Genomic DNA, 24,152 nt, shown 5'->3' on the forward strand with positions numbered 1-24,152 from the left:
CCTGGACCTTCGCGCCACTCGCGTCCGACATCGTCATGCCCCTCGGGCCTGCGTCGGCTGTCCGGATGCGGTGATCCGAGACAGCCAGAAGGCGCAGCCCACCGCCGGGACCGGCACGGCGCTGCCGAGATGCTGGAGCAGCCCGTCGTAGCGTCCACCGCCGACGAGGATCGCATCGGAACCCGACGCCCTCACCTCGACGATGAAGCCGGTGTAATAGTCGAGGTTGCGCGCGAACCCGGCCGAGAACCGGACGCGCTCGACGTCGAGCCCGCGCGCCGCCATGAAGCCGGTGCGCTCCTCGAGGAGCGAGATCGCCTCGTCGAGGGGAGGGTGGTCGAGGCGCGCGTCCCGGACCAGGGCGCGGATCTCGGAGGCGGCCCGGTCGGGGTCGGCCGAGATCGCGCGATAGCGCTCGATCAATGCGCGGTTCTCCGCGTTGAGCCCGGTTCCGCCATTGGCCTGCGCCGCCGCCTTGGCGAGGAAGCGCTCGGCGATCTCGCCGGCGCTGCGGCCGCCGACTCGCGAGATCCCCGCGATCGAGAGCACGTCCTCGACGAAGGCCCGCACGCCCCGCGGGTCCTGACCCTGGATCGCGGCGAGCAGGCCCGCATGCGGGTCCTCGACGGTGGCGGGATTGGCGACCTCGTCGAGGGAGCGCCCGCCGGCCAGCGCCCGCACTGTCCGGCGCTTGGCCGCGGGCGGCACCTCCAGCGCGTCGAGGAAGCTGTCGATCAGGCCCATGTCGCCGAGGCGGACCTCCACATCCGTGCGCCCGAGGAGGGCAAGGCCATCGAGCGCGAGGCCGACCACCTCGGCATCCGCCGCCGGGATGTCGGTCCGGCCGATCGACTCGATGCCCGCCTGGAGGAACTCGTCCGGCTCGCCGCGGGCGAGACGGAAGACCGGCCCGAGATAGCTGTAATCCGCGCTCGTCGAGGAAGCCCGCGCGAGGTGATGCCGGCAGACCGGGATCGTGAATTCCGGCCGCAGGCAGAACTCGGTCCCGGCTGCGTCCTGGGTCACGAAGATGCGCCGGCGGATCTCCTCCCCCGACAGTTCGAGGAACGGCTCGACCGGCTGGAGCACCGGCGGCGTCACGCCGGCATAGCCGGCCCCGACGAGGTGGCCGAGCAGGCGCGCCTGGGCCTGGCTCTCTTCGATGGCGCCGCCCGCCTCCGGTATCGTCATGGTTCGCTCGCCGCCTCGGTGGGGCTCGTCATCTCGACTCAAGCCCTTATCAACCCCGGCGATGTTTGGCGACAGCGGCCTGACGGCTCAGCCCTGGGCCGTCAGGCCCAGCCCTGCAGCTCCCGGTTCACGACGTTGGCGATCACCTTCATTCCGAGCTCGCTGTCGTTCAGGCACGGGATGTAGGCGAAGTGCTCGCCGCCATTGTCCTCGAAATAGTGCCGGTTCTCGCCGTCGAGCTCTTCCAGCGTCTCCAGGCAATCGGCGGTGAAGCCCGGCGCCACGATCGCCATGCGCTTGATGCCGCTTTTGGCGAGAGTCTGCACGGTCTCGTCGGTGTAGGGGCGCAGCCATTCCTCGTTGCCGAAGCGTGACTGGAAGGTGGTGCGCATATGCTCGGCCGAGAAGCCCAAGGCCTCGCGGATGAGGCGGCCGGTCTTCACGCACTGGCAATGATAGGGATCGCCCTTGAGGAGGTAGGATTTCGGGACCCCGTGGAACGAGGTCAGGATCACCTCCGGCTCGAAATCGAGCTTGGCCAACCCCTCGCGGATCGATTGCGCCATCGCCTCGATATAGACCGGGTCGTCGTGATAGGGCGCCGAGACCCGCACGGTGGGCTGCCAGCGCATCTGCATCAAGGCCTTGAAGGCCTGGTCGCAGGCGGTGGCCGAGGTCGCGGCGGCATATTGCGGGTAGAGCGGCACCAGGAGGATCTTGTCGCAGCCCTGGTCGAGCAGGGCCTGCAGCCGCAGCGACACCTCGGGCTTGCCGTAGCGCATCGCCCAGTCGACCACGACGCGCTCGCCCATCATCTCCTGCAGGCGCTCGCACTGGCCCCGCGTGATGGTCTTCAACGGACCCTCATTGCGCTCGTTGTTCCACACGCTCGCGTAGTCGCGGCCCTTCGGCCCCGGGCGCTTGGTCAGGATCACGAGGTTGAGGAGCGGCCACCAGATCAGCCGCGGCACCTCGATGACGCGCCGGTCCGAGAGGAATTCCTTGAGGTAGCGCCGCATCGGCCAGTAGCTGGTGCCCTCGGGCGTCCCGAGATTCATCAGGAGCACGCCGACCCGGCCCCAGCGCACGGGCGGGTGCTCGGTGGGCAAGCTGCCCGGAAGGGTGCCGGCGGGGGCCAACGGCTGGTTCGCCCCCAGCGAGGCCGGTTCGACGCGTTCGTTCATGATGTTTTCCGCATCGCAATGTCCGCTGGGCCGCCCCGGAACGGACGGGCGTGGCCGGCCGCCTCGGCATCACGGTTGTGTGCCCTGGCATATCTATCTAGATCACAGGCCCTGCCAGCGATGAGGCGATCGATCAAGGCGCGACATGCCGTCTCCCCGGTACTTCCTCAACCACTTCGTGCCGTTCATCGGCTACCCGTACAAGGGTGAAGCGACGGCCTGCAATCTCTGCACCTGCGCCGAGACGGTGGTGGTGGCCAAGAGCGACCGCCGCCTGAAGACGCTGACCTCCGTGGCTTGCGTGCAATGCGGCCTGATCCGCACCGATCCGATGCCGACCCCCGACGAGCTGGCGCATTACTATGCCCATGCCTACCGGGCGGATTACCAGCTCGCCTTCGCCGGCGGGCCGCCGCGGCACCATCTCAAGCGCAGCGCCCGCGAGGCCGAGTTCCGCGCGACGCTCCTCGCCCCCAAGCTGGTGCCGGGCGCGCGCGTGCTCGATTTCGGCTCTGGGTCGGGCGAGTTCCTCGCCGCGGTGCGCAATCTCGGCTGCGAGGCCGTCGGTGTCGAGCCGGGGCGTGACTATGCGGCTTTCGCGCGCTCGCAATACGGGGTCGACGTCCTCGACGAGGCCGACGACGACCGGTTTCCCGCCGGCCACTTCGACGTCATCACGACCCATCACGTCTTCGAGCACCTTCGCGATCCCGCCAATGTCGCCGAGCGCCTCGCCCGCTGGCTCAAGCCCGACGGGCTCCTCTACATCGCCGTGCCCAACATGGCCGCCACCGGCAAGCCGCCGCACGAGCGCTTCCATTTCGCCCATGTCCACGGCTTCGTCCGCCAGACCCTCGATCTCACCGCGCGCCGGGCCGGCCTCGTGCCGCATCCCGATTTCTGGCGGGAGGATACCACGGTGGTCTATGCCAGGACCGATGCTCCGGTGCCGGCTCTCGCCAATCCCGGTCTTGCCGGCCGGCTCGCGATCGATCTCGAGCCGATGCCGGCGGCGGCCTTCCTGGCCTCCGGCGCCTGGGTCATGCCGATGCTGCGACGGAATGCCAAGGCGGTGCGCGATACCTTCGCGTCGAAATAGGCCTCTCTCCCCGGATCGGCCGTCACCCTGTTGTCGTGCCTTCATGGTCGTCGATCTAAGACGGGATCCTGATCGTCAACGCCACGGCTTCGGAGATGTGTGAACCATGTCCCTTCCCAACCGCCGCCAGACGCTGAGCCTCGGACTCGGAGCGGGGTTGGCGACGGGGTTGGCCGGCGAGGCTCATGCCGCGCCCAACATCCTGGTCCAGGAACCGACCTTCACGCTCCTCCTCGTCAACGACGTCTACCGCATGGGCGAGGTCGACGGCCGCGGCGGCTTCGCGCGCCTCACCGCCGTGGTCCGGGCCGAACGGTCGCGTGGCGTCCCGATGCTCTATGCCCATGCCGGCGACTCGCTCTCTCCCTCGTTGATGTCGGGGTTCGATCGCGGCGCCCATATCGTCGAACTGCTCAACCTGGCGCCCCCCGACATCTTCGTACCCGGCAACCACGAGTTCGATTTCGGTCCGGCCGTCTTCGCGCAGCGGATGGGCGAGGCGAACTTCCCCGTCTTCGCCGCCAACCTGCGCGATGAGCAGGGCCGCCCCATGAAGGGTCTGCGCGACAGCACTCTCGTCACGCTAGGAGGCATCAGGGTCGGGCTCGTCGGGATCACGCTCTCGACGACTTCCGAGAAATCCAGCCCCGGCGACCTGCGTTTCGAGCCCGAACTCGCCGCCCTGCGCCGCGAGGCGCCCGCTCTTCGTGAGGCCGGCGCCGACCTCGTCGTCTGCGTCGCCCATACGGGGCGCATCCTCGACGATGCCATCCTGGCGAGCGGCCTCGTCGACATCCTGCTCTCGGGCCACGACCACGACCTCGTGGTGCGCTACGACGGCCAGCGCGCCATGGTGGAATCGAGTTTCGACGCCCGCTTCGTCACCGCGATGGACGTGTTCGCCACCGTGAGCGGGGAGGGCAAGACGCGCCTGGTCGCCTGGCGGGCGAGCTTTCGCATCCACGACACCAGCACCGTGCCGCCCGACGCGGAAGCCGGCGCCATCGTGTCCCGGCTCGAGGATCGGCTGTCGCGCGAGCTCGACATCCCCGTCGGCGCGACGCAGGCGAACCTCGACAGCCGGGTCGCAACGGTGCGGGCGCGCGAGGCGAGCTTCGGAAACCTCGTGGCCGATGCCCTGCGGGCGAGCTTCAAGGCCGACATCGCCGTCACCAATGGTGGGGGCATCCGGGGAGACAAGCTCTATCCGGCCGGCACCGTGCTGACCCGGCGCGACATCCTGAGCGAGCTCCCCTTCGGCAACACCACGGTGCTGGTCTCCCTGAACGGGGCGCAGATCCGAAGCCTCCTCGAAGCCGGCTTCTCGGAGCTCGGGCGCCCATCCGGACGCTTCCCGCAGGTTTCGGGCCTCGTCGTCACGGTCGATGCCTCCGCTCCGACCGGGCGCCGGATCAGCGCGATCGAGGTCGGGGGCGTGCCCCTCGACGAGGCGCGCGACTACACCGTCGCCTCCAACAGCTTCCTGTTCGATGGCGGAAACAACTACGTGGTGCTGTCGCAGGGCCGTACCCTGGTCTCCCCCAGCGACGGCAAGCTGATGGCGAGCGAGGTCATGACCTATATCCGCGACACCGCCCCCCTGAACGTCGAGGCGCAGGGGCGCATCGTGGTCCGGTGATGGCCGAGGGATCGCTCACCGCGGCCCTCCGCCGTTTTCGCGCATCCGGGTCCGGATGGTCGTCCCTGCCGTTCTTCTCGGGCGGCATGGCGGACGCGGTCGCCGCCAGGGTCGATGCGCGGATCGCCGAGGGGGCGACGGTCCTGCCCCGTCCCGACGACGTGTTCAACGCCTTGAGCCTGACCCCTCCCGAGGGAGTGAAGGCCGTCATCCTCGGGCAGGACCCCTACCCGACCCCCGGCGACGCCAATGGGCTCGCCTTCTCGTATGTCGGAAGGCGCCGGTTGCCGGCCTCCCTCAAGGTGATCCTGGCGGAGGCGCCAGGGGGGATTCCGGTGCCGCCCCGCGGTGACCTCACTCCCTGGGCCGAGCGGGGCGTTCTCCTCCTCAACGCGGCCCTGACCGTGGAGGCCGGCCGGGCCGGGGCGCATCTGCACTACGGATGGTCGGCGCTCACCGACGAGGTCGTGGCGTTCCTGTCCGCGCGCGAGAGACCGGTGGTATTCCTCCTCTGGGGCGCTCAGGCGCGCGCCCGCGCCGCCCTCGTCGACCGGACCCGCCATGGCGTCATCGAGTCCGGCCATCCCTCGCCCCTGAACCGCCTGCGCGACTTCTCCGGCTCGCGGCCTTTCGACCGCGCCAATGCGTGGCTCGGCGAGCGCGGCATTGCGCCGATCGACTGGCGCCTCGACTGAGACCGCATTCGCTCGAAGCGGCATCTTTCCCGCGTCCCCGTCAGGTCCTGGTCCGAAAAGCCCTGCGTCCCCACGGTCCGGCGGAATCCCTTGGCTCGCGAAGCCGCGCGACCTATGTCGGCTCAGCCGAAGCGGGCCGCACAAGGCAAGGACCGCACGGCGCGACGAGGAAACATCCACCATGTCCACGCCATCGCCCTTTTTCCCGATCCGTCTTGCCCTCGGCCTCGCGCTGCTGTGCGCCCCCGGCCTCGCCCAAGCGCAGATACGCAACGCGCCGAACCCGAAGGCGCTCGAATTCGCCGCCTACATCTTCTCGGCCGCCAATGTCTGCGGCTACCGGATCGGCGTCGACCAGTTCGACGCCTTGCTCCAGAAGCAGAACGTCGATCCCAAGGACGTGGCCCCGCGTGGCCCCTTCGGCGCCAAGGTCCAGACGATGTTCGCTCTGATGTCCAACCAGATGCAGCTCAACCGGGAGCGCTCGTGCCTCGCGGTGGCGGGGGAATACGGTCCCGAAGGCACGGTGGCCAAGGACGTCCTCCTGCCGGCCGCCGCTGCCGGACAGGTCGAGCCCAAACCCGCCCAGTAGGGCTTCGATCCGTGATCCCCTGACGGGGTTCCGTCTCCCGGCCGGTGCGCCATTCGCGTTCCGGCCCGGAATCGCCTATATCGGGCTGGCATTCCCAGTCCGAAGGCTTTTGACATTCCATGGCGACGGCGTCGTTCGACACCGCGGCGCGCGAGACGCGCGCCGTTCCGACAATCGAGAAGACCCCCGATTTCGTGCCCGAGGCCGTGCCAACGGGCCGTTCCTCGCTGGTCGGATTGACGCGCGAGGACCTGAAGGACCGGCTCGCCGCCATCGGGGTCTCCGAGCGCGAACAGAAGATGCGCAGCGCCCAGGTCTGGCACTGGGTGAACGTGCGCGGCGCCAACCAGTTCTCCGACATGACCAATGTCAGCAAGGGTCTCAAGGCGCAGCTCGCCGAGGCCTACACCCTCGACCGGCCCGAAGTGGTCACCGAGCAGGTGTCTCGCGACGGCACCCGCAAGTGGCTGCTGCGCATGCCGTCCACCGGCCGGCACGACCACAACCGCGGCGCCGAGATTGAGTGCGTCTACATTCCCGGCCGCGGGCGGGGCACGCTCTGCGTCTCCTCGCAGGTCGGCTGCACCCTGACCTGCTCGTTCTGCCACACCGGCACCCAGCGCCTCGTGCGCAACCTCACCGCCGCCGAGATCACCGCGCAGGTGGTGGTGGCCCGCGACCGCCTCAACGACTGGGCCGGCCAGAACCCGGTCCAGGCCGGTGCCGACGAGACCCGCAGGGCGGTGACCAACATCGTGTTCATGGGCATGGGCGAGCCCCTCTACAACGCCGACGCCGTGATCGACTCGGTCGGCGTCATGGCCGACCAGGACGGGCTCGGGCTCTCGCGCCGGCGCATCACCGTCTCGACCTCGGGCGTCGTGCCGCAGATGCAGCGGCTCGGCACCGATGCGCACGCCATGCTGGCGATCTCGCTCCACGCGGTCCGCGACGACCTGCGTGACACGCTCGTGCCCCTCAACCGCAAGTATCCGCTGGCCGAGCTCATCGCCGCCTGCCGGGCCTATCCGGGACTCAACAATGCCCGGCGCATCACCTTCGAGTACGTGATGCTCAAGGGCATCAACGACACCGATGCGGATGCGCGCGAGCTGGTGCGCCTCCTCAAGGGGATCCCCGCCAAGATCAACCTGATTCCGTTCAATCCCTGGCCGGGTTCCGCCTATGCCTGCTCCGACTGGGAGCGGATCGAGCGTTTCGCCGAAATCGTCTACGACGCCGGCTACGCCTCGCCGGTGCGCACGCCGCGCGGGCGCGACATCCTCGCCGCCTGCGGCCAGTTGAAGAGCGAGACCGAGAAGCTGCGGGCCCGCGCCCGCATGATGATGGACGAGGGCCTGGGTGCGGAAGGATTCTATGCGGCACCCGACGAGAGCGACGACGATTAGGGCTCCCTTCCGGCACCTCTGTCTTGCCGGGTTCGTGATTCTTCTCGGTGGACCGCTCCTCGGAGACATCGCGCCTCTTCGCGCCCAGCCGATCCCCTCCGCCGATGCCCGTGTCCTGCCGGTCCTCGCCAGCAACGGCATGGTGGCATCCCAGGACGCCCTGGCGACCCGCGTCGGCGTCGAGATCCTGAAGAAGGGCGGCAACGCCGTCGATGCGGCCGTGGCGGTCGGTTTCGCCCTCGCCGTGACCCTGCCGCAGGCGGGCAACCTCGGCGGCGGCGGCTTCATGCTGATCCACCGCGCCGACCCGGCCGCCACCGTCGCCATCGACTACCGCGAGACCGCACCCGCCGCTGCCCATCCCGACATGTTTCTCGATGCGCGCGGCGAACCCGACCGCGCCGCCTCCACCCGAAGCGGCAAGGCCGTCGGCGTGCCGGGCACCGTGCGCGGTCTCGCCGAGGCGCACCGCCTCTACGGCTCGGGCCGCTTCACCCTCGCCGAGCTCATCGCCCCGGCCGAGGCGCTGGCCCGCGACGGCATCCCGGTGGAGGGCGGGCTCGCCGATTCACTGTCCGGATCGGCCGGGCTCCTCGGGCGCTGGCCGTCGAGCCGGGCGATCTTCTTTTCGGGCGACGCACCGCTGCCTCGCGGCAGCCGGCTCGTCCAGGCCGACCTCGCCGGCACCCTCAAGGCTATCGCCGAGCAGGGACCCGACGCGTTTTATCGCGGCCCCGTCGCCGAGCGCGTCGCCACCGCCGTGCGGGGAGCGGGCGGCATCATGACGGCGGATGATCTCTCCGCCTATCGCACCGAGATCCGTGAACCGGTCCGGGGCAGCTACCGCGGCTACGAGGTCGTCTCGATGCCGCCCCCGAGTTCGGGCGGTATCCACCTCATCGAGATCCTCAACGTCCTGGAGGGCTTCGATCTCGCCCGGATGGGGGCCGGCAGCGCCGACGCCCTCCACCATCTCGCCGAGGCGATGAAGCCCGCCTATGCCGACCGCGCCACCTGGCTCGGCGACCCGGCCCGAGCGGAGGTGCCCGTCCGGGGACTCACGTCGAAAGCCTACGGCGCGGCCCTGCGGGCAGCCATCGATCCCGCCAGGGCGCGTACCGCCGACAGCATCAAGTCGGGTGATCCGCTTGCCCACGAATCCGACCAGACGACGCATGTCTCGATCGTCGACGGGCAGGGCAACGCGGTCTCCAACACCACGACCCTCAACTTCTCCTATGGGCTCGGCCTCGTGGCGGAGGGGACCGGCGTCCTCCTCAACAACGAGATGGACGACTTCTCCGCCAAGGTCGGTGCGGCGAACGCCTACGGCCTCGTCGGCGGCCGGGCCAACGCGGTCTCGCCCGGGGGGCGCCCCCTCTCCTCGATGACCCCGACCTTCCTGTTCCGGGACGGCCACCTCGTCCTCGTCACCGGAAGCCCCGGCGGCAGCCGCATCATCTCGACGGTCCTGCAGGTCATCGTCGGCCTCGTCGATTTCCGCCACAACCTCGCCCAGGCCGTGGCGGCCCCGCGCATCCACCACCAGTGGCGGCCCGACGTGCTGACCGTCGAGGAGGGGATCTCGCCCGACACCCTCGCGCTCCTGCGCGCCCGCGGCCACCGCGTCGTGGTCGGGCGGAGTTCCGGCTCCGCCAACTCGGTCATGGCGGTCGACGGCCTGCTCGCGGGTGCGGCCGACCCGCGCCAGCGCGGTACCCTCGCGGATGGCTATTGAGACCGACGAGCCGCCCTGGGCGATGGTGAAGGCTTGGCCGGCGCGCTACACCCGTCGGCCGACCCCGTCCTCGGCGGGGCAGCCTGATCCGGGTCGCCGATGCTCGTCCTCCGTTCGCTCGCCTTCAACCTCGCCTTCTATCTCGCCACCGCGCTGATCGCGTTGGGGGGCCTGCCGACCCTCGTCTCGCGTCGGGCGGTGGTCCGGCTGGCGCAGCTCTGGGGACGGACCACCCTGTGGCTGCTGCGGGTGGTGGCCGGCATCGAGGTGGAATTCCGCGGGCTGGAGAACCGGCCCGCCGGCGCCTGCCTCGTGGCGGCCAAGCATCAATCCGCCCTCGAGACCCTGGCCCTCCTCACGGTCCTCCCGAACTTCACCTACATCCTCAAGCGCGAGCTCATGTGGATCCCGCTGATCGGCTGGTACCTCTCGCGCAGCGGCATGGTGGCGATCGACCGCAACCGCGGCGCCAAGGCGATGGCGACGATGAACGAAGCGGCCGCAGGAGCGATCCGCGAGGGCCGCCAGCTCATCATCTTCCCCGAGGGGACTCGCCGGGCCCCGGGGGCTCCTCCGGCGTACAAGCTCGGCATCACCCACCTCTACGCGGCGCTCGGTGTCCCCTGCCTGCCCGTGGCGCTCGATACCGGCCTGTACTGGCCCCGCCGCAGCTTCGTCCGGCGCTCCGGCACCACGGTGATCGCGTTCCTGCCGCCGATCGCGCCGGGGCTCGAACGCGCCGCCTTCCTGGCGCATCTGCAGGATCGGCTCGAAGCGGCCTCCGACGCGCTGATCGCGGCCGCGCCGATCGCACCGCAGGTCGCGGTACCGGAGCCGCGTCGGACGGCCTGAACCTCTCCCCGCAAGCGGAGGGAGGCGGTCACGGGTCATCCCCAGGCGCGGATCGCCTCGCCGACCTCGCCGGGATATTCCTCATGTGCGCTGAGCGCCCCGGGAACCGATTCCCGGCTGACGCGACCGGTGGCGATCAGGGCGTCCATCTCGGCGCCGGAGCGGCGCGGCGCCCGTTCGGGCCGCAGCACCAGGATCGGCGGCAGGCCGGGACCCTCGAACAGCGACAGGAAGGCCTCGCGGGTCTCGTAGGGATCGAGGCCGCCGGTGACGAAGGCCGCGGTGCCGAAGCGCGCGCCGATCTGGCGGGTCACGGCCTGCTTGTCGGCGATGATCCCGGGCGTGACGTGGTCGGGATCGGCATAGACATGGGCGCGCATCATCATCCTGATCACGGGCCGGCTGATGTTGATGCGGTAGAGCGCGTCGCCGACGAGCGGCAGTTCCACCGCCCGGCGCAGGGCCGTGAACAGGCCGCGGCGCTCGGGGCCCATCGCCGTGGGCAGCGGCCCGCGCCAGGTCGGGGCCACGAGGACGATCCGCCCGAACAGGCCCGGATGCCGGCGCGCCGCCGCGACGAGATAGGGCGCCGCGTGCCCGGCCGCGATCGCCAGGGCGTAGGGGCCGGGCTTCTCCACGAACAGCGCGTCGAGGAAGGCGTGCATCGTGTCGGGATTCATCGGCAGCGGCGCCCGCGCCTGGTTGCCGAAGCCGGGCCAATCGGGGATCAGGCAGCGGAACTCGTGGCCGAGGTCCTTGGCGAGCGGCCGCATCTCGGCACGAGCGGAGATCGACGAGAGGGCCGGCAGCAGCAGCGCGTCCGGCCCGCTGCCGACCACGTCGCAGGGCATCTGCAGGACACGGCCCGCGACCGTGAGGCTGAAGCTTCGGGCGGACACTGCCGGTTCGATCATGACCCTCGTCCGCTCCCGCGCCGGTTCCGATTCTTACCAGTGGCCCTGCCAGTGGCCCTGCCAGCGGCCCTGGAGTTTGGCCTATCCTCCAGAGCGCGACCGCGCGTCGCCGCCCAGGCGGCCGGCACCCTCGACCCGGTGCGGTCGAGGGCAAAGGATCAGGTTCGCAGCAACTCGTTGATCGCCGTCTTGGCGCGGGTGCCCGCATCGACACGCTTGACGATGACGGCGCAGTACAGCCCCGGCCCCGGCGAGCCGTCCGGCAGCGCCTTGCCCGGCATGTTGCCCGAGACCACGACCGAGTAGGGCGGCACGCGGCCGTACAGGACCTCGCCGGTGGTGCGGTCGACGATCTTGGTCGAGGCGCCGATATAGACGCCCATCGAGAGCACGCTGCCCTCGCCGACGATCACGCCCTCGACCACCTCGCTGCGGGCGCCGATGAAGCAATTGTCCTCGATGATGGTCGGCGCGGCCTGCATCGGCTCCAGCACGCCACCGATGCCGACACCGCCAGACAGGTGGACGTGCTTGCCGATCTGCGCGCAGGAGCCGACGCTCGCCCAGGTATCGACCATCGTGCCCTCGCCGACATAGGCGCCGAGGTTGACGAAGGAGGGCATCAGCACGACGCCCGACGCGATGTAGGCGCCGCGGCGCGCGATCGCTCCGGGGACCGCCCGCAGGCCGGCCTCGCGAAACTGCTTCTTCTTCCAGCCCTCGAACTTCGAGGGCACCTTGTCCCACCAGTTCGCCCCGTCGGGGCCGCCATGGATGATCTCCATGTCGTTGAGGCGGAAGGAGAGCAGCACCGCCTTCTTGAGCCACTGGTTGACCTGCCACTCGTCGCCGACCTTCTCGGCCACCCGCGCCGTGCCGGAATCGAGCATGTCGAGGGCCGTCTCCACGGCCTCGCGCACGGCACCCTTCGTCCCGGCGTCGATGGAGGCTCGGTCCTCCCAGGCGGTCTCGATGGCGCTGGCCAGATCGGCGTGGGTGTCGGCTTGGGACATCGTGGGTTCCGGTGGGGTGCGATGGAACCGTGCTTACAAAAGCCGCCCGTCCCTGTCACCCGCCGCCGCCCCGCGCCGGATCGGTTCAGGACGCCGCGAATCTCGGCCCCATCGCGGCGAGATCCGCCGAGAAGGCGGCCAGATCCTCACTGAGGTCCGCCTCGATCGCGGCGGCGGCGTCGGGGAACTCCTGGAGGACCCGCCGCATCAGCGTCGGGGTGATGCGCAGGACCTCCGAAGGTGCCGTCGCCCGGGCCTCGCTCGGCCGCTCGCTTCGCAGGAACAGGGCGAGGCGTCCGATCAGGGTGGAGGGGCCGGCGAGCACTGGCTCGCCCCCGGGAAACCGCGGCGCGATCGCGATGGACCCGGAGAGCACCACGAAGCCTCCGTCGGCCCGTTCGTCGCGGGCGAACAGGAGGTCGCCGGCGTCGAGGCTGCGCCGCTCGGCGGCGAAGGACAGCAGCCGGAGGGCGTCGCGGCTCATGAAGCCGAACAACGGCGCCGCCGCCAGGATCGCGATGTCGTCGTCGAGCCCCACCGCTTCACCGATCCTCTGGCTTGTCCGATGCTCTAGGATTGTGCCTCCGCGCCATTCTGCCCGAAACAAGGTGTCCATGTCTCGGATCCATGTCTCGGATCGATTCCTCGGGGAAACCGAGGGCGTAGCCTTCCGGCTGCCGGGGCTCGCGAGCCACGAGGGACACGGCGTTACGGCAGCAGCTTGTAGCCGCCGGCCTCCGTCACCAGGATCGCCGCGAGCGCCGGGTTCGGCTCGATCTTCTGGCGCAGGCGGTAGATATGCGTCTCGAGGGTGTGGGTCGTCACCTGGGCGTTATAGCCCCAGACCTCGGCCAGCAGCGTCTCGCGGCCGACCACCTCGCGCCCGGCTCGGTAGAGGAAGCGCAGGATCGCGGTCTCCTTCTCGGTGAGCTTCAGCTTGGAACCGCGTTCGCCGACGAGCAGCTTGGCGCCGGGACGGAAGGTGTAGGGGCCGATCTGGAAGACGGCATCCTCGCTGGCCTCGTGGCTACGAAGATGGGCGCGGATGCGCGCGAGCAGGACCGCGAACTTGAACGGCTTGGTGACGTAGTCGTTGGCACCCGCCTCCAGTCCCTCGACGGTGTCTTCCTCCGAGACCTGGGCGGTGAGCATGATCACCGGGCCGCGATAGCCATTGCGGCGCATGGCCCGCACCGCCTCACGTCCATCCATGTCGGGGAGGCGCACGTCCATGACCACGAGATCGATGCGGTCCGAGGCGACCCGGGCGATGGCGCCGGCCCCGTCGGCCTCGGGCAGGACGACGAACTCGTCGTGGAGGTCGAGCTGTTCCGTGAGCGTCTCGCGCAGCGACAGGTCGTCATCACAGACCAGGAGGCGGTAAGCATTCGGCATCGACTGAAACACTCTCAGACGCAAGACGTTCGGCTCGGCAGAACTTCCATCTCGGCAGGACGGAGGCCGGCCCTTGCCGGTTCGACATCGCGCGTCGGGCACACGCGCAAGACGGAAACCGGCGTCGAACCGGCCCACGTGACCGGAACTCGGGGCGCTCACCCGTCTCCGTGACGCGCCTTCACCCCTACGTAACGCATTTCACTCATCAGGAAATCATCCCTGTCGATGCGGGCAGAGTGATTGCACACAATCCTGTCCGTGTCGTTACGTCTTCAGGCGGCGAAAGGTTTCGCTAACCACCCGTGTCGCTCGACGATCCGTCTCTGGCCTCAGCCCATCGTCTGGGACGATAACCGGTCCCATGACCCGACTGACCCGCCCACGGCTCAAACGCATGACCCTCGCCGCGCTGCGCGTGCGCTCCCTCGTCGGGGATCGCAAGCGGGGAGAACTCCTCGCCGGTCCCCTGGTGATCCCCTGCGCCCTCGGCCGCAGCGGCATCGCGACGCGCAAGCGCGAGGGGGACGGGGCCTCACCGCGCGGCCGGTTCGGGCTGCGGACGGCCGTCTATCGGCCCGATCATCTCAAGGTCCGCCCGGTGACCGCGCTGCCGATCCGGCCGACGCGCCCGCACGACGGTTGGTGCGACGCGCCCTCCCACCGCCGCTACAACCGGCCACTGACGCTGCCGTGCCCCGGCGTCAGTGCCGAGGAGATGTGGCGCGGCGACGGGCTCTACGACCTCGTCGTCGACATCGACTACAACCGCGGTCCGATCCGTCCGGGCCGAGGCTCGGCGATCTTCATTCACGTCGCCCGGCCGGGATATCCGCCCACCGAGGGCTGTGTCGCCCTGGCGCGGGCCGATCTGCTGCGTTTGCTGCGTCGCCTCGGGCCCCGGACCCGCCTGCGGATCGGTTGAGGTTCACCGGGCCGCCGCGACCCTGACGCGCTGCAGTGTCATGATGGCGGCAGCGGCGAACAGGCAGAGGGCGCCCGCCGTGAAGAAGGCCGGCAGGTAGCTCGCCAGGACGTCGCGCGACACGCCCGCCCCATAGGCCGCGCTCGCCGCCCCGAGCTGGTGGCCGCAGAAGATCCAACCGAAGACGATGTTGGCCCGCTCCCGCCCGAACCGGGCCGCCGTGAGCCGCACCGTCGGGGGCACCGTGGCGATCCAGTCGAGGCCGTAGAGCATCGCGAAGAACGAGAGGCCGACCAGCGAGAAGTCCGAGAACGGCAGGCACATCAAGGCGATCCCGCGCAAGGAGTAATACCAGAACAGGAGCCAGCGGTTGTCGTAGCGGTCGGAGAGCCAGCCCGAGGCGACGGTGCCCACGAAGTCGAAGGCGCCCATGGCGGCCAGCACCCAGGCACCCTGGACCGGGCCGATGCCGTAATCGGCGCAGAGCGGGATGAAGTGGGTCTGGATCAGCCCGTTGGTGCTCGCTCCGCAGATGAAGAAGGTCGAAAACAGCACCCAGAACACCCGCGTTGCCGCCGCCTCCCGCAGGGCCGCGATGGCGCTTCCCGCGCTCGCTGTCGGGAGCGGAGCCCCGGTCGGGGCGGCGTCGCCGTAGGGCGAGAGCCCGAGATCCTCGGGACGGTCGCGCATCAGCAGCAGGACGGCGAGGCCCGTCAGCGCGAGCAGGCTGCAGACGAGGATGAGGGCGGCCCGCCAGCCCAGGCTTTCGGTCAACGCGGCCAGCACCGGCAGCACCACAAGCTGGCCCGTGGCCGAGCTCGCCGTGAGGAGCCCCACGACGAGGCCGCGCCGGGCCGTGAACCAGCGCGTGGCCACCGTCGCCCCGAGCACCAGGGCGGTGAGGCCCGTGCCGATGCCGACCACCACGCCCCAGAGCAGGACGAGTTGCCAGACCTGGCTCATGCCGAGCGACAGCAGCATCCCGCCGGCGATGAGCAGGAGCGCGCACAGCACGATGCGGCGCGGCCCGTAGCGGTTCATCAGGGCGGCCGCGAAGGGCCCCATCAGGCCGAACAGGACGAGGCGGACCGCCAGAGCCGCCGAGATCGTGCTGGTGTCCCATCCGAACTCGCGCTGCAAGGGCAGGATCAGGACGCCCGGCGCGCCCACCGCGCCGGCGGTGACCAGCATCGTCAGGAAGGTGACGCCCGCGACCACCCATCCGTAATGGACGCCCCGCTCGGCGAGTCCGGCGGCGAGTCGTGTCGAAGGGGATGTGGGCATGTCGGCCTCGCGACGGCCGCTCGGCACGGGCCCGATGGCCATGCTGGATAGGCCATGCCCGATAGGCCGCCATGGGGGCATCCGACAAGCCCCCGCCCCGCAGGGCCGGTGCGCTCAGCGCGCCCAGACGCCGAGGCGCTCACTCCGGGCGCGGTCCTCCGCCGCCACGAGGTCCGGCGTCGCCTCGGGGGAGGCGCGGCCACCGCCGTTGAACAGCACCACCTCGGACAGGTCGCGTCCATCCACCGAGCACAGATGCGCGTCGCTGCCGGGCACCGGCTGGCAGGTGACCGGCCGTTTGCCGAGGTAGCGCGCCAGCTCCTCGCGCTGGCCGCCGCGAACCCAGACCACGCCGAATAGCCGCACCACCCGTCCGCCGATCTTGAGCGTCGCGGTGTCGATCACCTCGGCCGGCCCGGCGATCTCGCCGGCTTGCGGCGCCGCTTCCGCCTGCATCGGCGCGTCGTCCGGGGCCGGCTCGTCGTCCGGGACGGGCGGTTTGGCCGGAGCAGGGTCCGGAACCGGGCCGGCGGATGCAGGTGCGGGATCGGCGGGGCCGGGCTTCACCTGGGCGGAGGGCGGGGTGGCGGGCGCCGTCTCCGGGACGGACGCCGGGATCTGGGCGACGTCGGACCCGTCGTCCCTAATCGCCAGGACGACGACTGCGAGGATGCCGATTCCGGCCAGGGCCGCGATCGTGGACGGCCGGCGCAGGATGCCGCCCGCGCCGAGCGCATCCCGGGTGTCGTCCCAACCCAGGCGCCCGCGGGCGGCCGCTGCCGCGGACATCGCGCCCACACGGTCGCGAAGGCGCGAAGCGGCGACGCGGGCCTGTCCGCCGAGACGATCGGCCTTGACGGACAGGTCCCCCGTCGGCGCGGGCGGAACTGCTAAGTCAGCCGATCCTGCGCCTCCCTCCGCCGGCGGAGCCGGCGTGAAACGCTCTTCCACCCGTGTCCGTACCTGCGTCAGGCGGGCTCGCGCCGACATCGCCAGGGTCCGGGCACGGGTGCCCGATGCCGCCACGAGGGAGCGGGCGCGGGCGGATTGCTCCGTCCAGACCCGTGTCGCCGCTCCTTCCGCTGCCGGGGCAGGCGGCTGCGGGTCATCGGCGACGACGGGTTCCGGTTCGGCCGGCTGGAACAGCGCGGGATGACGACTGCGCAACCTGCCGATGAGGTCCGCGAGGGTCTCAGGGCCTTCGTTGTCGGGGCCCTGGCGCGCGGTGCCGCGCCGGTCGACCACCCGGTAGCCCGGAGGCTCGGCGATGACGTCGACCTCGGCTTCGACGAGAAGCGCCAAGGTGCGCCGGGCGAGAGGATGGGGCCGGGCCTCCGCGACGGCGGCTTCGATCTGCGCCCGGATCGCAGCGCGTTGGCTCTCCCAAACGGCATCATCCCCCGTGACCGCGTCGTCGGAAGGCTGCGCGTCGGCTGGATCGTGGGCGGACGGATCTTGGGCGGTATCGAGGGACATGAGTCGCGTCTTAGGCGCCCGGTTTGGCCCGCGCGTCAACCAGGGTCGCCGAGGCGGCACGGCGCAGGACGCGGCCGGATTCCGCGACGATCACCGGACGTCCCTCGGAGAAGCTGATCTCCAGCACCAGCTCGCCGATACCCTGCGAGCGCGTTCCGCGGGCCGGGTTCTGAGCCCGGTAGTCGAAGGTCGCGCGGACGATGCAGGTTCTCATCGCCGCGTTGCACGAGGTCTGGATCGCCCCGGGCTGAGCCGCGTAGCGCCGTTCCGGCCAGCGTTGGGCGAAGCGCCGCTTGTCGGCGAGCAAGGAGGCCAGGGTTTCGGTCCGTCCGAACCGCCGGACGTGCGACGCGTAGAAATTCTGCGCTCTCGCCAGGCTCTCGGCGTTGGGGGCGGAGACGTTGTCGAGGTAATCGAGGGTGAGGCGCTGCGCCTGGCTCGCCCATTCGGGGAAGCGCGGATCATTCACCGCCGGTGCCGGGCCCGAAGGCGGGCTCGGGTTGAAGACGAGACGGCTCGGGGTCTTGCGGATCGAACGCCGGGTCTCACCCGCGTATGCCGCCCGCCGCCGGCTGATCTTTGCCTCCGTCGGCCGCGATGATCCGGCGACCGTGTCCTGCGCGGTTCTCCGTGCGGAGGCCCGGGGCGACTCGTTCAGCGCCGGCGCGGCGGGTTTGTCCGGCTCGGCCGACGGGGTGGCCTGGGCCGCCGGCTTCGACGGAGGATCGACCCAGCCCGGCCGCGGTTCCGCCAGGGCGGATCCGAAGGTCAGGCTCCCGGCGAGCAAGCTGGCTGAAACGAGGATCAGGTGGTCGCGCATGGCATCATCACCGGGATCGCGGACGACGGACGGATCGGCAGGACCGCGCCCTGCCCGAAGCCGGACAGTAATCCGATCCGACACCGATCAACATGAGCAGGACCGTCTCAGGTTCCATTGCGGGACCAAGAACGTGGGTTCTCCCCGCTTTGCCCGTATCCCGCCGCGTCGGCTCGACGAGAGCGTCCTGGCGATTCGGCGAGACCTGCCATCGAGACCTGCCATCGAACTTGCCATCGAGCCTTGGCAAACGGGGATTGGGGAACGAAGCTCGGCGTTATCGAAGTTTGGGGTTGTCATCGCCGGCGAAACACCCAAGTCACTCTCCGTTGGGTCCGGGCCCCTCTGGCGGTGGACGTGTCGACCGCGATGTCGGACCCCTTCTCTGCCTTCGCGCAACGCCGTTGCGCGAGTGCACCGGAGGGACGTCACCGCGTGATCATGATGTTTTGGCCTGCCCACGAGCCTCACCGACGGGAGAGCCCGTCGTGGTGAACGCGCCTCCGTCGGAGCGGCGTGCTCTCCTTCTCGTCAACCCCAATGCCCGCAACGGCACCGTGCCGCTCGACGCCATCCGCGATGCCCTGCGCTCGGGCGGGATCGATCTCTTCGAGCCTCCGGGGGACGGGGACTGCACCGCGGTGATCCGGCGCCATGCGGAAGGATGCGATCTCGTCATCCTGGGCGGCGGCGACGGCACCATGAACGCGGCCGCCCCGGCCCTCGTCGAGACGGGCCTGCCGCTGGGAATCCTGCCGCTCGGCACCGCCAACGACCTCGCCCGCTCCCTCGACCTACCCCTCGATCCCGTCGCGGCCGCCCAGCTCATCACCACCGAGGAGGCCCGTCCGGCCGATCTCGGCTGGGTCAACGGGCATTACTACTTCAACGTGGCGAGCATTGGCTTCTCGGCCGAGCTCGCTGGGGATCTGACCGCCGAATCGAAGAAGCGGTGGGGGACGCTCGGCTACGCCATCGCGGCGATCCGGGTGCTGCGCCGCGTGCGCCCCTTCAGGGTGATCCTGGAGCATGACGGGCGCACCGAGAGGGTCACCACCATCCAGGTCTCCGTTGGCAACGGCCGCCATTACGGGGGCGGGATGACCGTGGAGGAGACCGCCCGCGTCGACGACGGCAAACTCGATTTCTACAGTCTCGAGGTCTCTCATTGGTGGCGGCTGCTCGCGCTGCTGCCGGCCCTGCGCAAGGGCACGCAAGGGCGCGCCGCCGACGTGCGCGCCTTTCAGACCAAGGAGATCGTGGTGAGGACGAGGCGTCCGCGCCCCGTCAACACCGACGGCGAGCTCTCCACCCACACGCCCGCCCATTTCAAGGTCGTGCCGGGCGCCGTGCGCATCTTCGCCCCCGATCCGTCCGCGTCCCGGCCGATCCTGCCGGGATTGAACGTGCCTTTCCCCTTCGCCTCGAGATCCTGACGCCGTGGACAGCCTGCTTCAACTCGCCGCCGACCCTGCCGCCTGGGCCGCCCTCGCCACGCTGATCGTGATGGAGGTGGTGCTCGGCATCGACAACCTCATCTTCATCTCGATCCTGACGAACAAGCTGCCCGAGGAGCACCAGACCAAGGCCCGGCGCATCGGCATCGGCCTGGCTCTCATCCTGCGCCTCGGGCTGCTGGCGTCGATCGCCTACATCGTCCAGCTCACCGAGCCGGTCTTCGAGGTCCTCGGCAAGGCCTTCTCCTGGCGCGACCTCATCCTCATCGCCGGCGGCCTGTTCCTGCTCTGGAAGGCGACGCAGGAGATCCACCACTCCGTCGATCCGGAGCCCGAGGACAAGGCCGTCGGCGGCAAGGCGCAGATCGGCTTCGCCGCGGCGATTGGGCAGATCCTGGTCCTCGACCTCGTCTTCTCCATCGACAGCATCATCACCGCGGTGGGCATGACCGATCACGTGCCGATCATGGTGATCGCCGTCCTCGTCGCCGTCTCGGTGATGCTGCTCGCCGCCGACCCGCTCTCGCGCTTCATCGCCAACAATCCCACCGTGGTGATGCTGGCGCTGGGCTTCCTCATCATGATCGGCATGACGCTGATCGCCGAAGGCTTCGGCGCCCACGTGCCCAAGGGCTACATCTACACCGCCATGGCGTTCTCGGCGGGCGTCGAGGGGCTCAACATCCTGGTCCGGCGCCGGCGCCGGGCGAAGACCGGGAACCTCTGAGGAACCCCGCGTCCTGCCGGGTGCGGCAGGACGCGACCAGGCTGTGGATAAGTCGGCGCCCCCTTGCGGCCGTTCCGGGTGGGTCCCCTTGCTTTCCGAGATCACGCAAGGGGCGATTTTCGAGAATCGCTCCGGGTGCGAGGTGCTTGTGGATAACCCTCCGGGACCCCATCTTTCAGACAGTTGGGCGTCGCCCTTGACGCTCGGGAACCGTTAAGATTAATTGAGAACATATGGCGAACAAGAGAGCTCTGTCCTGGTCGGCCGCCCTGCGCGACCTGCGGGACGATCGGTCACGGAGATTGGACGTGCGTGAAGAACGCCTGAGATCCACGGCTGGCCTGCGCGGCACGCCGGCTCTGACGCTCAGCGCGTGGCGTGGGCATTCCGGACGCCGCTACGTCGTCGGTGTCCACGACCTCGTGGAGCCGGACCTTGCCGAGATGGGCGAGGCGGTGGTGATGGCGGTGCGCCGCGATGCCGCCGGGGTGGCCGAGCTCGTGGCGGTCTCCACGGCTGGAGGAACGCCGCGCGAGCGCCTGCACAACTGGGTCGCCCGAGCCCGCAAGGACGGCGCCACGGAGATGCACGTCCACCGCCTCGCCGAGGACGAGGCCGAGCGCCGCGCCATCGTCGCCGATCTCGACAGCCCGACCACGGCCGACCTGGAGGGTTGAGACGACCTGGAGGGTTGAGGTCGAGGGCGATCGTTCTGCGACGCGGCTTCGCTCACGCTTGCATCCTGGGTCCAGGCTCGTCCAAGACGGGCCTTTCGCGAGACGCCGCGGTTTCGGCCGATCGCCAAGGGCAATCGCCGAGGAACGAGAGCGATGGCGTCTGACGCTGGGAACGCTGGGGTGCACGAAGCGGCGCGGGTCGGGAAGGCGCCGAGCCGAATCGGCCTGTTCCTGCCCTTCATCCTGTTCAGCCTTCTCGTCGTTTTGTGGTCCGTGGCCTGGTTCTGGATCCGCGGCCGGGCGACCAACGAGATGGATGCCTGGCTCGCCCGCGAAGCGATGGCGGGCCGGAGCTGGACCTGTGCCGACCGTTCGGTCACCGGCTACCCGTTCCGGCTCGAACTGCGCTGCGGCTCCCTCGCCTTCTCCCGCGCCGATAGCCGCTTCACCCTCGGCCCGCTCACCGCCCTGGTGCAGGTCTACCAGCCGCGCCACGGTCTGTTGCAGGTCTCCGGCCCGTTCCATGTCGAGCAGGGGGCCTTGAGCGCCGACGCAACCTGGAAGGACCTCGAGGCGAGCTTCCACGGTGCATCCGACGGGTTCACGCGCGCCTCGCTGGTCGTGAACGGCGCCAAGGGCACGATCCGGGGCACCGGCCCGGAGCCGATCGGGTTCGCGAGCGATCATCTCGAAGCCCATGCGCGGCCGACGCCGGCCCGCTTCGCCACCGACGGGGCCGTCGATCTCAGCCTGCGCCTCTCCAAAGCGGCGGTGCCGATGATCGATCCCCTGCTGGGCAACGCCGATCCCCTCGACCTCGCCCTCGACGCGACCATCGATCGGGCCGCTGATCTGCGCACCGGCGAGGTCGCCCGCGAACTCGAGGCGTGGCGCAAGGCGGGCGGGCGCCTCGACATCGCGCTTCTGTCCCTCGCCAAGGGCGACCGCCGGCTCCAGGCCAGCGGGAAGATCGTGCTCGACGAGGAACATCGCCCGGCCGGTGACATCGACATGCGCGCCGCCGGCCTCGAAGCTCTGATCAGCCAGGTCATGGGCCAGCGCATCGGCGCTGAGCGCGGTGCCCTGGTCGGGCGTCTCCTCGGTCAGCTCCTCTCCGGCGGCCGCCCTTCCAAGGCTGAGGCACCGGCCGCCTCCGCCGATGCGGCCCTGAAGCCGCTGCCTCCGTTGCGGCTCGCCGACGGTCGGCTGCTGCTCGGGCCTTTCGCGATCCCGAACGTCGTCGTGCCGGCGCTCTACTGATGTGAGCTCCGCTCGATCGAAGCGGACATCGAGTCAGCAAGCCCGCACGCCGTCTGAGCGAAGCATCAGACGAATTCCATGAGGTTGATCGTCCTCATTCCGAATCTGGACGGCAGATTTGCAGGGCGAGGGGGCGCAAAGCATCCGCTTCGGGCGCATAGGAGCATCGAGGAGCGAGGCTTGCCGGCAACCGGATCGCTCCTGGTTCCGTTGCCGTGCCGGGTCCTCCGGACAGGCCCTTGTCAGAGCAGGTCCCGATGGCGGCTCCCGAACCCTCGATCCTGCCGACGACCAAGGCCGCCTCGGCCGTCGGCGCCGCCTACCCTCTCCTCACCCTCACGGCGATGCTGTGGGCCGGCAACGCGGTGATGAGCAAATGGGCCGTGGGCGAGGTCTCGCCCCAGGCCCTCACCTGCCTGCGCTGGACGATGGTCTGCGGCGTGCTCCTCGGGATCGCCCGGTCCGATATCCGGCGGGACTGGCGCCAGCTCTCCGGGTCATGGCTGCGCATCCTGCTCATGGGGGCCGGCGGCTACACCGCCTTCAACAGCCTCTTCTACGCCGCCGGCAACTACACCAGCACGCTCAACCTCGCCCTGTTCCAGGGCGCGTTGCCAGTTCTCGTCATCCTCGCCAACTATGTGGTGAGCCGTACGACCGTGAGCCCGTTCCAGGCGCTCGGCGTCACCGTGACCCTGATGGGTGCGGCAGTGGCGGCGACCCATGGCGACTGGTCGGTTCTCACCACCCTGGCGCTCAACCGCGGCGACGTGCTCATGCTCGTCGCCTGCCTGCTCTATGCCGGCTACACCGTCGCGCTGCCCTCCCGGCCTCCGGTCTCCGGGTTTTCCTTCTTCTCCGCCATGGCGGTGGCCGCCTTCCTCACCTCGCTGCCGCTCCTGGCCGTGGAATGGGCCGCCGGCAACCTGATCTGGCCGACGCCGAAGGGCTGGGCGATCGTTGTGTTCGTGGCCCTGGGACCGTCGCTCGGCTCGCAACTCGCCTTCATGCGCGGGGTCGAGCTCATCGGCCCGAACCGGGCCGGCGTCTTCGTGAACCTGGTCCCGGTCTTCGGGGCGTTCCTCGCCGTGGTGCTCGTCGGCGAGCCCTTCCGATGGCACGACGGCCTCGCGCTCGCCCTCGTGCTCGGCGGCATCCTCATCGCCGAGCGCCTCGGGCGGCGTCGTTCGAAGGAATCGCTGCCCGGTTAGGCGCCCGCGTGCGGCATGGCACCCCGATGAAACGGGTGCGGTAACGCCCGTGAGCCATCGATCGAAATCACCTGCAGCTGCCCGGATGGTCCGGCGCATGCCACAGCTTCAGGAGATTCCGTCATGCTCAAGTCCCTCTCGATCGCAGCCGTCGCCCTGGCTCTTGCCGCCGGCAGCGCCACCGCCAGTCCCCGCTCGATCGACGTCTGGGGCGCCCATGTCGACGTTCCGACATACCTGACCGACAATGATTCGCGCGAGTATGAGGTCGTTACCGGATCGACAGCCCGCGGCACCGCCTACATGGCCCTCGACGAGGCCGGCGCGGCGCGGGGCAAGGTCCGCGACGCCCGCACGCGATAGACCCCGCCATCCGGCGACGGATAACGCCTGCCGGCATCGGCACGCGATGTCCGTCCTGGTCGCCACGGCATCGACCCGATGTCGTATTCCGCCCGATGGTTCAGACGATCGAGTCCCAGGTTTCGCTGACGGCGCGTCCACCGAACATCAGCCGGGCCCGAAGGACGACGTCGCCGGGGGGCAGGGGCGTCGGCGGGCGCCATTCGACGTAGAGCCGCCAGCCGCCGGTGG

Annotated in this window: 23 protein-coding genes; 14 read left to right on the top strand and 9 right to left on the bottom strand. The window is 70.0% G+C overall.

What is annotated here, in order from left to right:
• Positions 1-33: 33 nt before the first annotated feature.
• Both ACFE7U_RS10835 and hemH read right to left on the bottom strand, forming a co-directional pair.
• Complete coding sequence (locus tag ACFE7U_RS10835; protein ID WP_375409734.1) at positions 34-1,191, bottom strand: ATP phosphoribosyltransferase regulatory subunit; 1,158 nt, start codon at positions 1,189-1,191, stop codon at positions 34-36.
• Between the two features lie 101 nt (positions 1,192-1,292).
• A complete protein-coding gene (gene hemH / locus ACFE7U_RS10840) occupies positions 1,293-2,375 on the bottom strand; it encodes a ferrochelatase (RefSeq protein ID WP_375409735.1) in 1,083 nt (360 codons plus the stop codon).
• A 145-nt stretch (positions 2,376-2,520) separates the two neighbouring features.
• On the opposite strand from hemH, the gene ACFE7U_RS10845 reads away from it, so the two are divergent.
• From ACFE7U_RS10845 to ACFE7U_RS10875, 7 genes are all read left to right on the top strand, one after another.
• Positions 2,521-3,474 carry a class I SAM-dependent methyltransferase gene (locus ACFE7U_RS10845; protein WP_375409736.1) on the top strand — a complete coding sequence of 318 codons (954 nt, stop codon included), beginning with the start codon at positions 2,521-2,523 and terminating at the stop codon, positions 3,472-3,474.
• Between the two features lie 106 nt (positions 3,475-3,580).
• Positions 3,581-5,113 (top strand): bifunctional metallophosphatase/5'-nucleotidase, encoded by a 1,533-nt coding sequence (locus ACFE7U_RS10850; protein ID WP_375409737.1) that lies wholly within the window; start codon positions 3,581-3,583, stop codon positions 5,111-5,113.
• Positions 5,113-5,808: a uracil-DNA glycosylase gene (locus ACFE7U_RS10855; RefSeq protein ID WP_375409738.1), complete on the top strand. Its 696-nt coding sequence runs from the start codon at positions 5,113-5,115 to the stop codon at positions 5,806-5,808. Before ACFE7U_RS10850 ends, ACFE7U_RS10855 begins: the two co-directional genes overlap by 1 nt.
• A gap of 181 nt (positions 5,809-5,989) precedes the next feature.
• Positions 5,990-6,400, top strand: a complete 411-nt coding sequence (locus ACFE7U_RS10860) for a hypothetical protein (protein ID WP_375409739.1) — start codon at positions 5,990-5,992, stop codon at positions 6,398-6,400.
• Positions 6,401-6,519: 119 nt separating this feature from the next.
• Positions 6,520-7,809, top strand: coding sequence for a 23S rRNA (adenine(2503)-C(2))-methyltransferase RlmN (gene rlmN / locus ACFE7U_RS10865; protein ID WP_375409740.1), 1,290 nt, complete (start codon positions 6,520-6,522; stop codon positions 7,807-7,809).
• Positions 7,778-9,547 carry a gamma-glutamyltransferase gene (gene ggt / locus ACFE7U_RS10870; protein ID WP_375409741.1) on the top strand — a complete coding sequence of 590 codons (1,770 nt, stop codon included), beginning with the start codon at positions 7,778-7,780 and terminating at the stop codon, positions 9,545-9,547. The genes rlmN and ggt overlap by 32 nt, the downstream gene beginning before the upstream one ends.
• Before the next feature lie 99 nt (positions 9,548-9,646).
• Positions 9,647-10,399: a lysophospholipid acyltransferase family protein gene (locus tag ACFE7U_RS10875; protein ID WP_375409742.1), complete on the top strand. Its 753-nt coding sequence runs from the start codon at positions 9,647-9,649 to the stop codon at positions 10,397-10,399.
• 35 nt (positions 10,400-10,434) lie between these two features.
• On the opposite strand, the gene ACFE7U_RS10880 is transcribed toward ACFE7U_RS10875, so the two are convergent.
• The 4 genes from ACFE7U_RS10880 to ACFE7U_RS10895 all read right to left on the bottom strand — a co-directional run bounded on the left by ACFE7U_RS10880 (position 10,435) and on the right by ACFE7U_RS10895 (position 13,721).
• Positions 10,435-11,313, bottom strand: coding sequence for an alpha/beta fold hydrolase (locus ACFE7U_RS10880; protein ID WP_375409743.1), 879 nt, complete (start codon positions 11,311-11,313; stop codon positions 10,435-10,437).
• 158 nt (positions 11,314-11,471) lie between these two features.
• On the bottom strand, positions 11,472-12,326 hold the full coding sequence (dapD, locus tag ACFE7U_RS10885; RefSeq protein ID WP_375409744.1) for a 2,3,4,5-tetrahydropyridine-2,6-dicarboxylate N-succinyltransferase: 855 nt from the start codon (positions 12,324-12,326) through the stop codon (positions 11,472-11,474).
• A gap of 85 nt (positions 12,327-12,411) precedes the next feature.
• Positions 12,412-12,864 carry a cyclic nucleotide-binding domain-containing protein gene (locus ACFE7U_RS10890; protein WP_375409745.1) on the bottom strand — a complete coding sequence of 151 codons (453 nt, stop codon included), beginning with the start codon at positions 12,862-12,864 and terminating at the stop codon, positions 12,412-12,414.
• 170 nt (positions 12,865-13,034) lie between these two features.
• Positions 13,035-13,721 carry a response regulator transcription factor gene (locus ACFE7U_RS10895; RefSeq protein ID WP_375409746.1) on the bottom strand — a complete coding sequence of 229 codons (687 nt, stop codon included), beginning with the start codon at positions 13,719-13,721 and terminating at the stop codon, positions 13,035-13,037.
• Positions 13,722-14,085: 364 nt separating this feature from the next.
• Here ACFE7U_RS10895 and ACFE7U_RS10900 point away from each other — a divergent pair, with 364 nt between their 5' ends.
• Entirely contained in the window at positions 14,086-14,646 is a 561-nt protein-coding gene (locus tag ACFE7U_RS10900) for a L,D-transpeptidase (RefSeq protein ID WP_375409747.1), read from the top strand.
• Positions 14,647-14,649: 3 nt separating this feature from the next.
• Here ACFE7U_RS10900 and ACFE7U_RS10905 read toward each other — a convergent pair whose 3' ends face one another.
• The 3 genes from ACFE7U_RS10905 to ACFE7U_RS10915 form a co-directional block, all read right to left on the bottom strand.
• A complete protein-coding gene (locus tag ACFE7U_RS10905; protein ID WP_375409748.1) occupies positions 14,650-15,930 on the bottom strand; it encodes an MFS transporter in 1,281 nt (426 codons plus the stop codon).
• A gap of 114 nt (positions 15,931-16,044) precedes the next feature.
• Positions 16,045-17,406, bottom strand: coding sequence for a nuclease (locus tag ACFE7U_RS10910; protein ID WP_375409749.1), 1,362 nt, complete (start codon positions 17,404-17,406; stop codon positions 16,045-16,047).
• Positions 17,407-17,416: 10 nt separating this feature from the next.
• A complete protein-coding gene (locus tag ACFE7U_RS10915; protein ID WP_375409750.1) occupies positions 17,417-18,226 on the bottom strand; it encodes a hypothetical protein in 810 nt (269 codons plus the stop codon).
• Between the two features lie 491 nt (positions 18,227-18,717).
• Here ACFE7U_RS10915 and ACFE7U_RS10920 point away from each other — a divergent pair, with 491 nt between their 5' ends.
• The 6 genes from ACFE7U_RS10920 (at position 18,718) to ACFE7U_RS10945 (ending at position 23,921) form a co-directional block, all read left to right on the top strand.
• The gene (locus tag ACFE7U_RS10920) at positions 18,718-19,662 is read left to right on the top strand and encodes a lipid kinase (RefSeq protein ID WP_375409751.1); all 945 of its coding nucleotides are present in this window, start codon (positions 18,718-18,720) and stop codon (positions 19,660-19,662) included.
• Between the two features lie 4 nt (positions 19,663-19,666).
• A complete protein-coding gene (locus tag ACFE7U_RS10925; protein ID WP_375409752.1) occupies positions 19,667-20,410 on the top strand; it encodes a TerC family protein in 744 nt (247 codons plus the stop codon).
• A gap of 308 nt (positions 20,411-20,718) precedes the next feature.
• Positions 20,719-21,087 (top strand): hypothetical protein, encoded by a 369-nt coding sequence (locus ACFE7U_RS10930; protein WP_375409753.1) that lies wholly within the window; start codon positions 20,719-20,721, stop codon positions 21,085-21,087.
• 153 nt (positions 21,088-21,240) lie between these two features.
• On the top strand, positions 21,241-22,347 hold the full coding sequence (locus ACFE7U_RS10935) for a DUF2125 domain-containing protein (RefSeq protein ID WP_375409754.1): 1,107 nt from the start codon (positions 21,241-21,243) through the stop codon (positions 22,345-22,347).
• Between the two features lie 257 nt (positions 22,348-22,604).
• The gene (locus tag ACFE7U_RS10940) at positions 22,605-23,558 is read left to right on the top strand and encodes a DMT family transporter (protein ID WP_375409756.1); all 954 of its coding nucleotides are present in this window, start codon (positions 22,605-22,607) and stop codon (positions 23,556-23,558) included.
• 123 nt (positions 23,559-23,681) lie between these two features.
• Positions 23,682-23,921: a hypothetical protein gene (locus tag ACFE7U_RS10945; RefSeq protein ID WP_375409755.1), complete on the top strand. Its 240-nt coding sequence runs from the start codon at positions 23,682-23,684 to the stop codon at positions 23,919-23,921.
• The last annotated feature ends 231 nt before the right edge of the window (positions 23,922-24,152 follow it).

The sequence above is a fragment of the uncultured Methylobacterium sp. genome, assembly GCF_964251405.1.
In the GTDB taxonomy this organism is placed as follows: domain Bacteria; phylum Pseudomonadota; class Alphaproteobacteria; order Rhizobiales; family Beijerinckiaceae; genus Methylobacterium.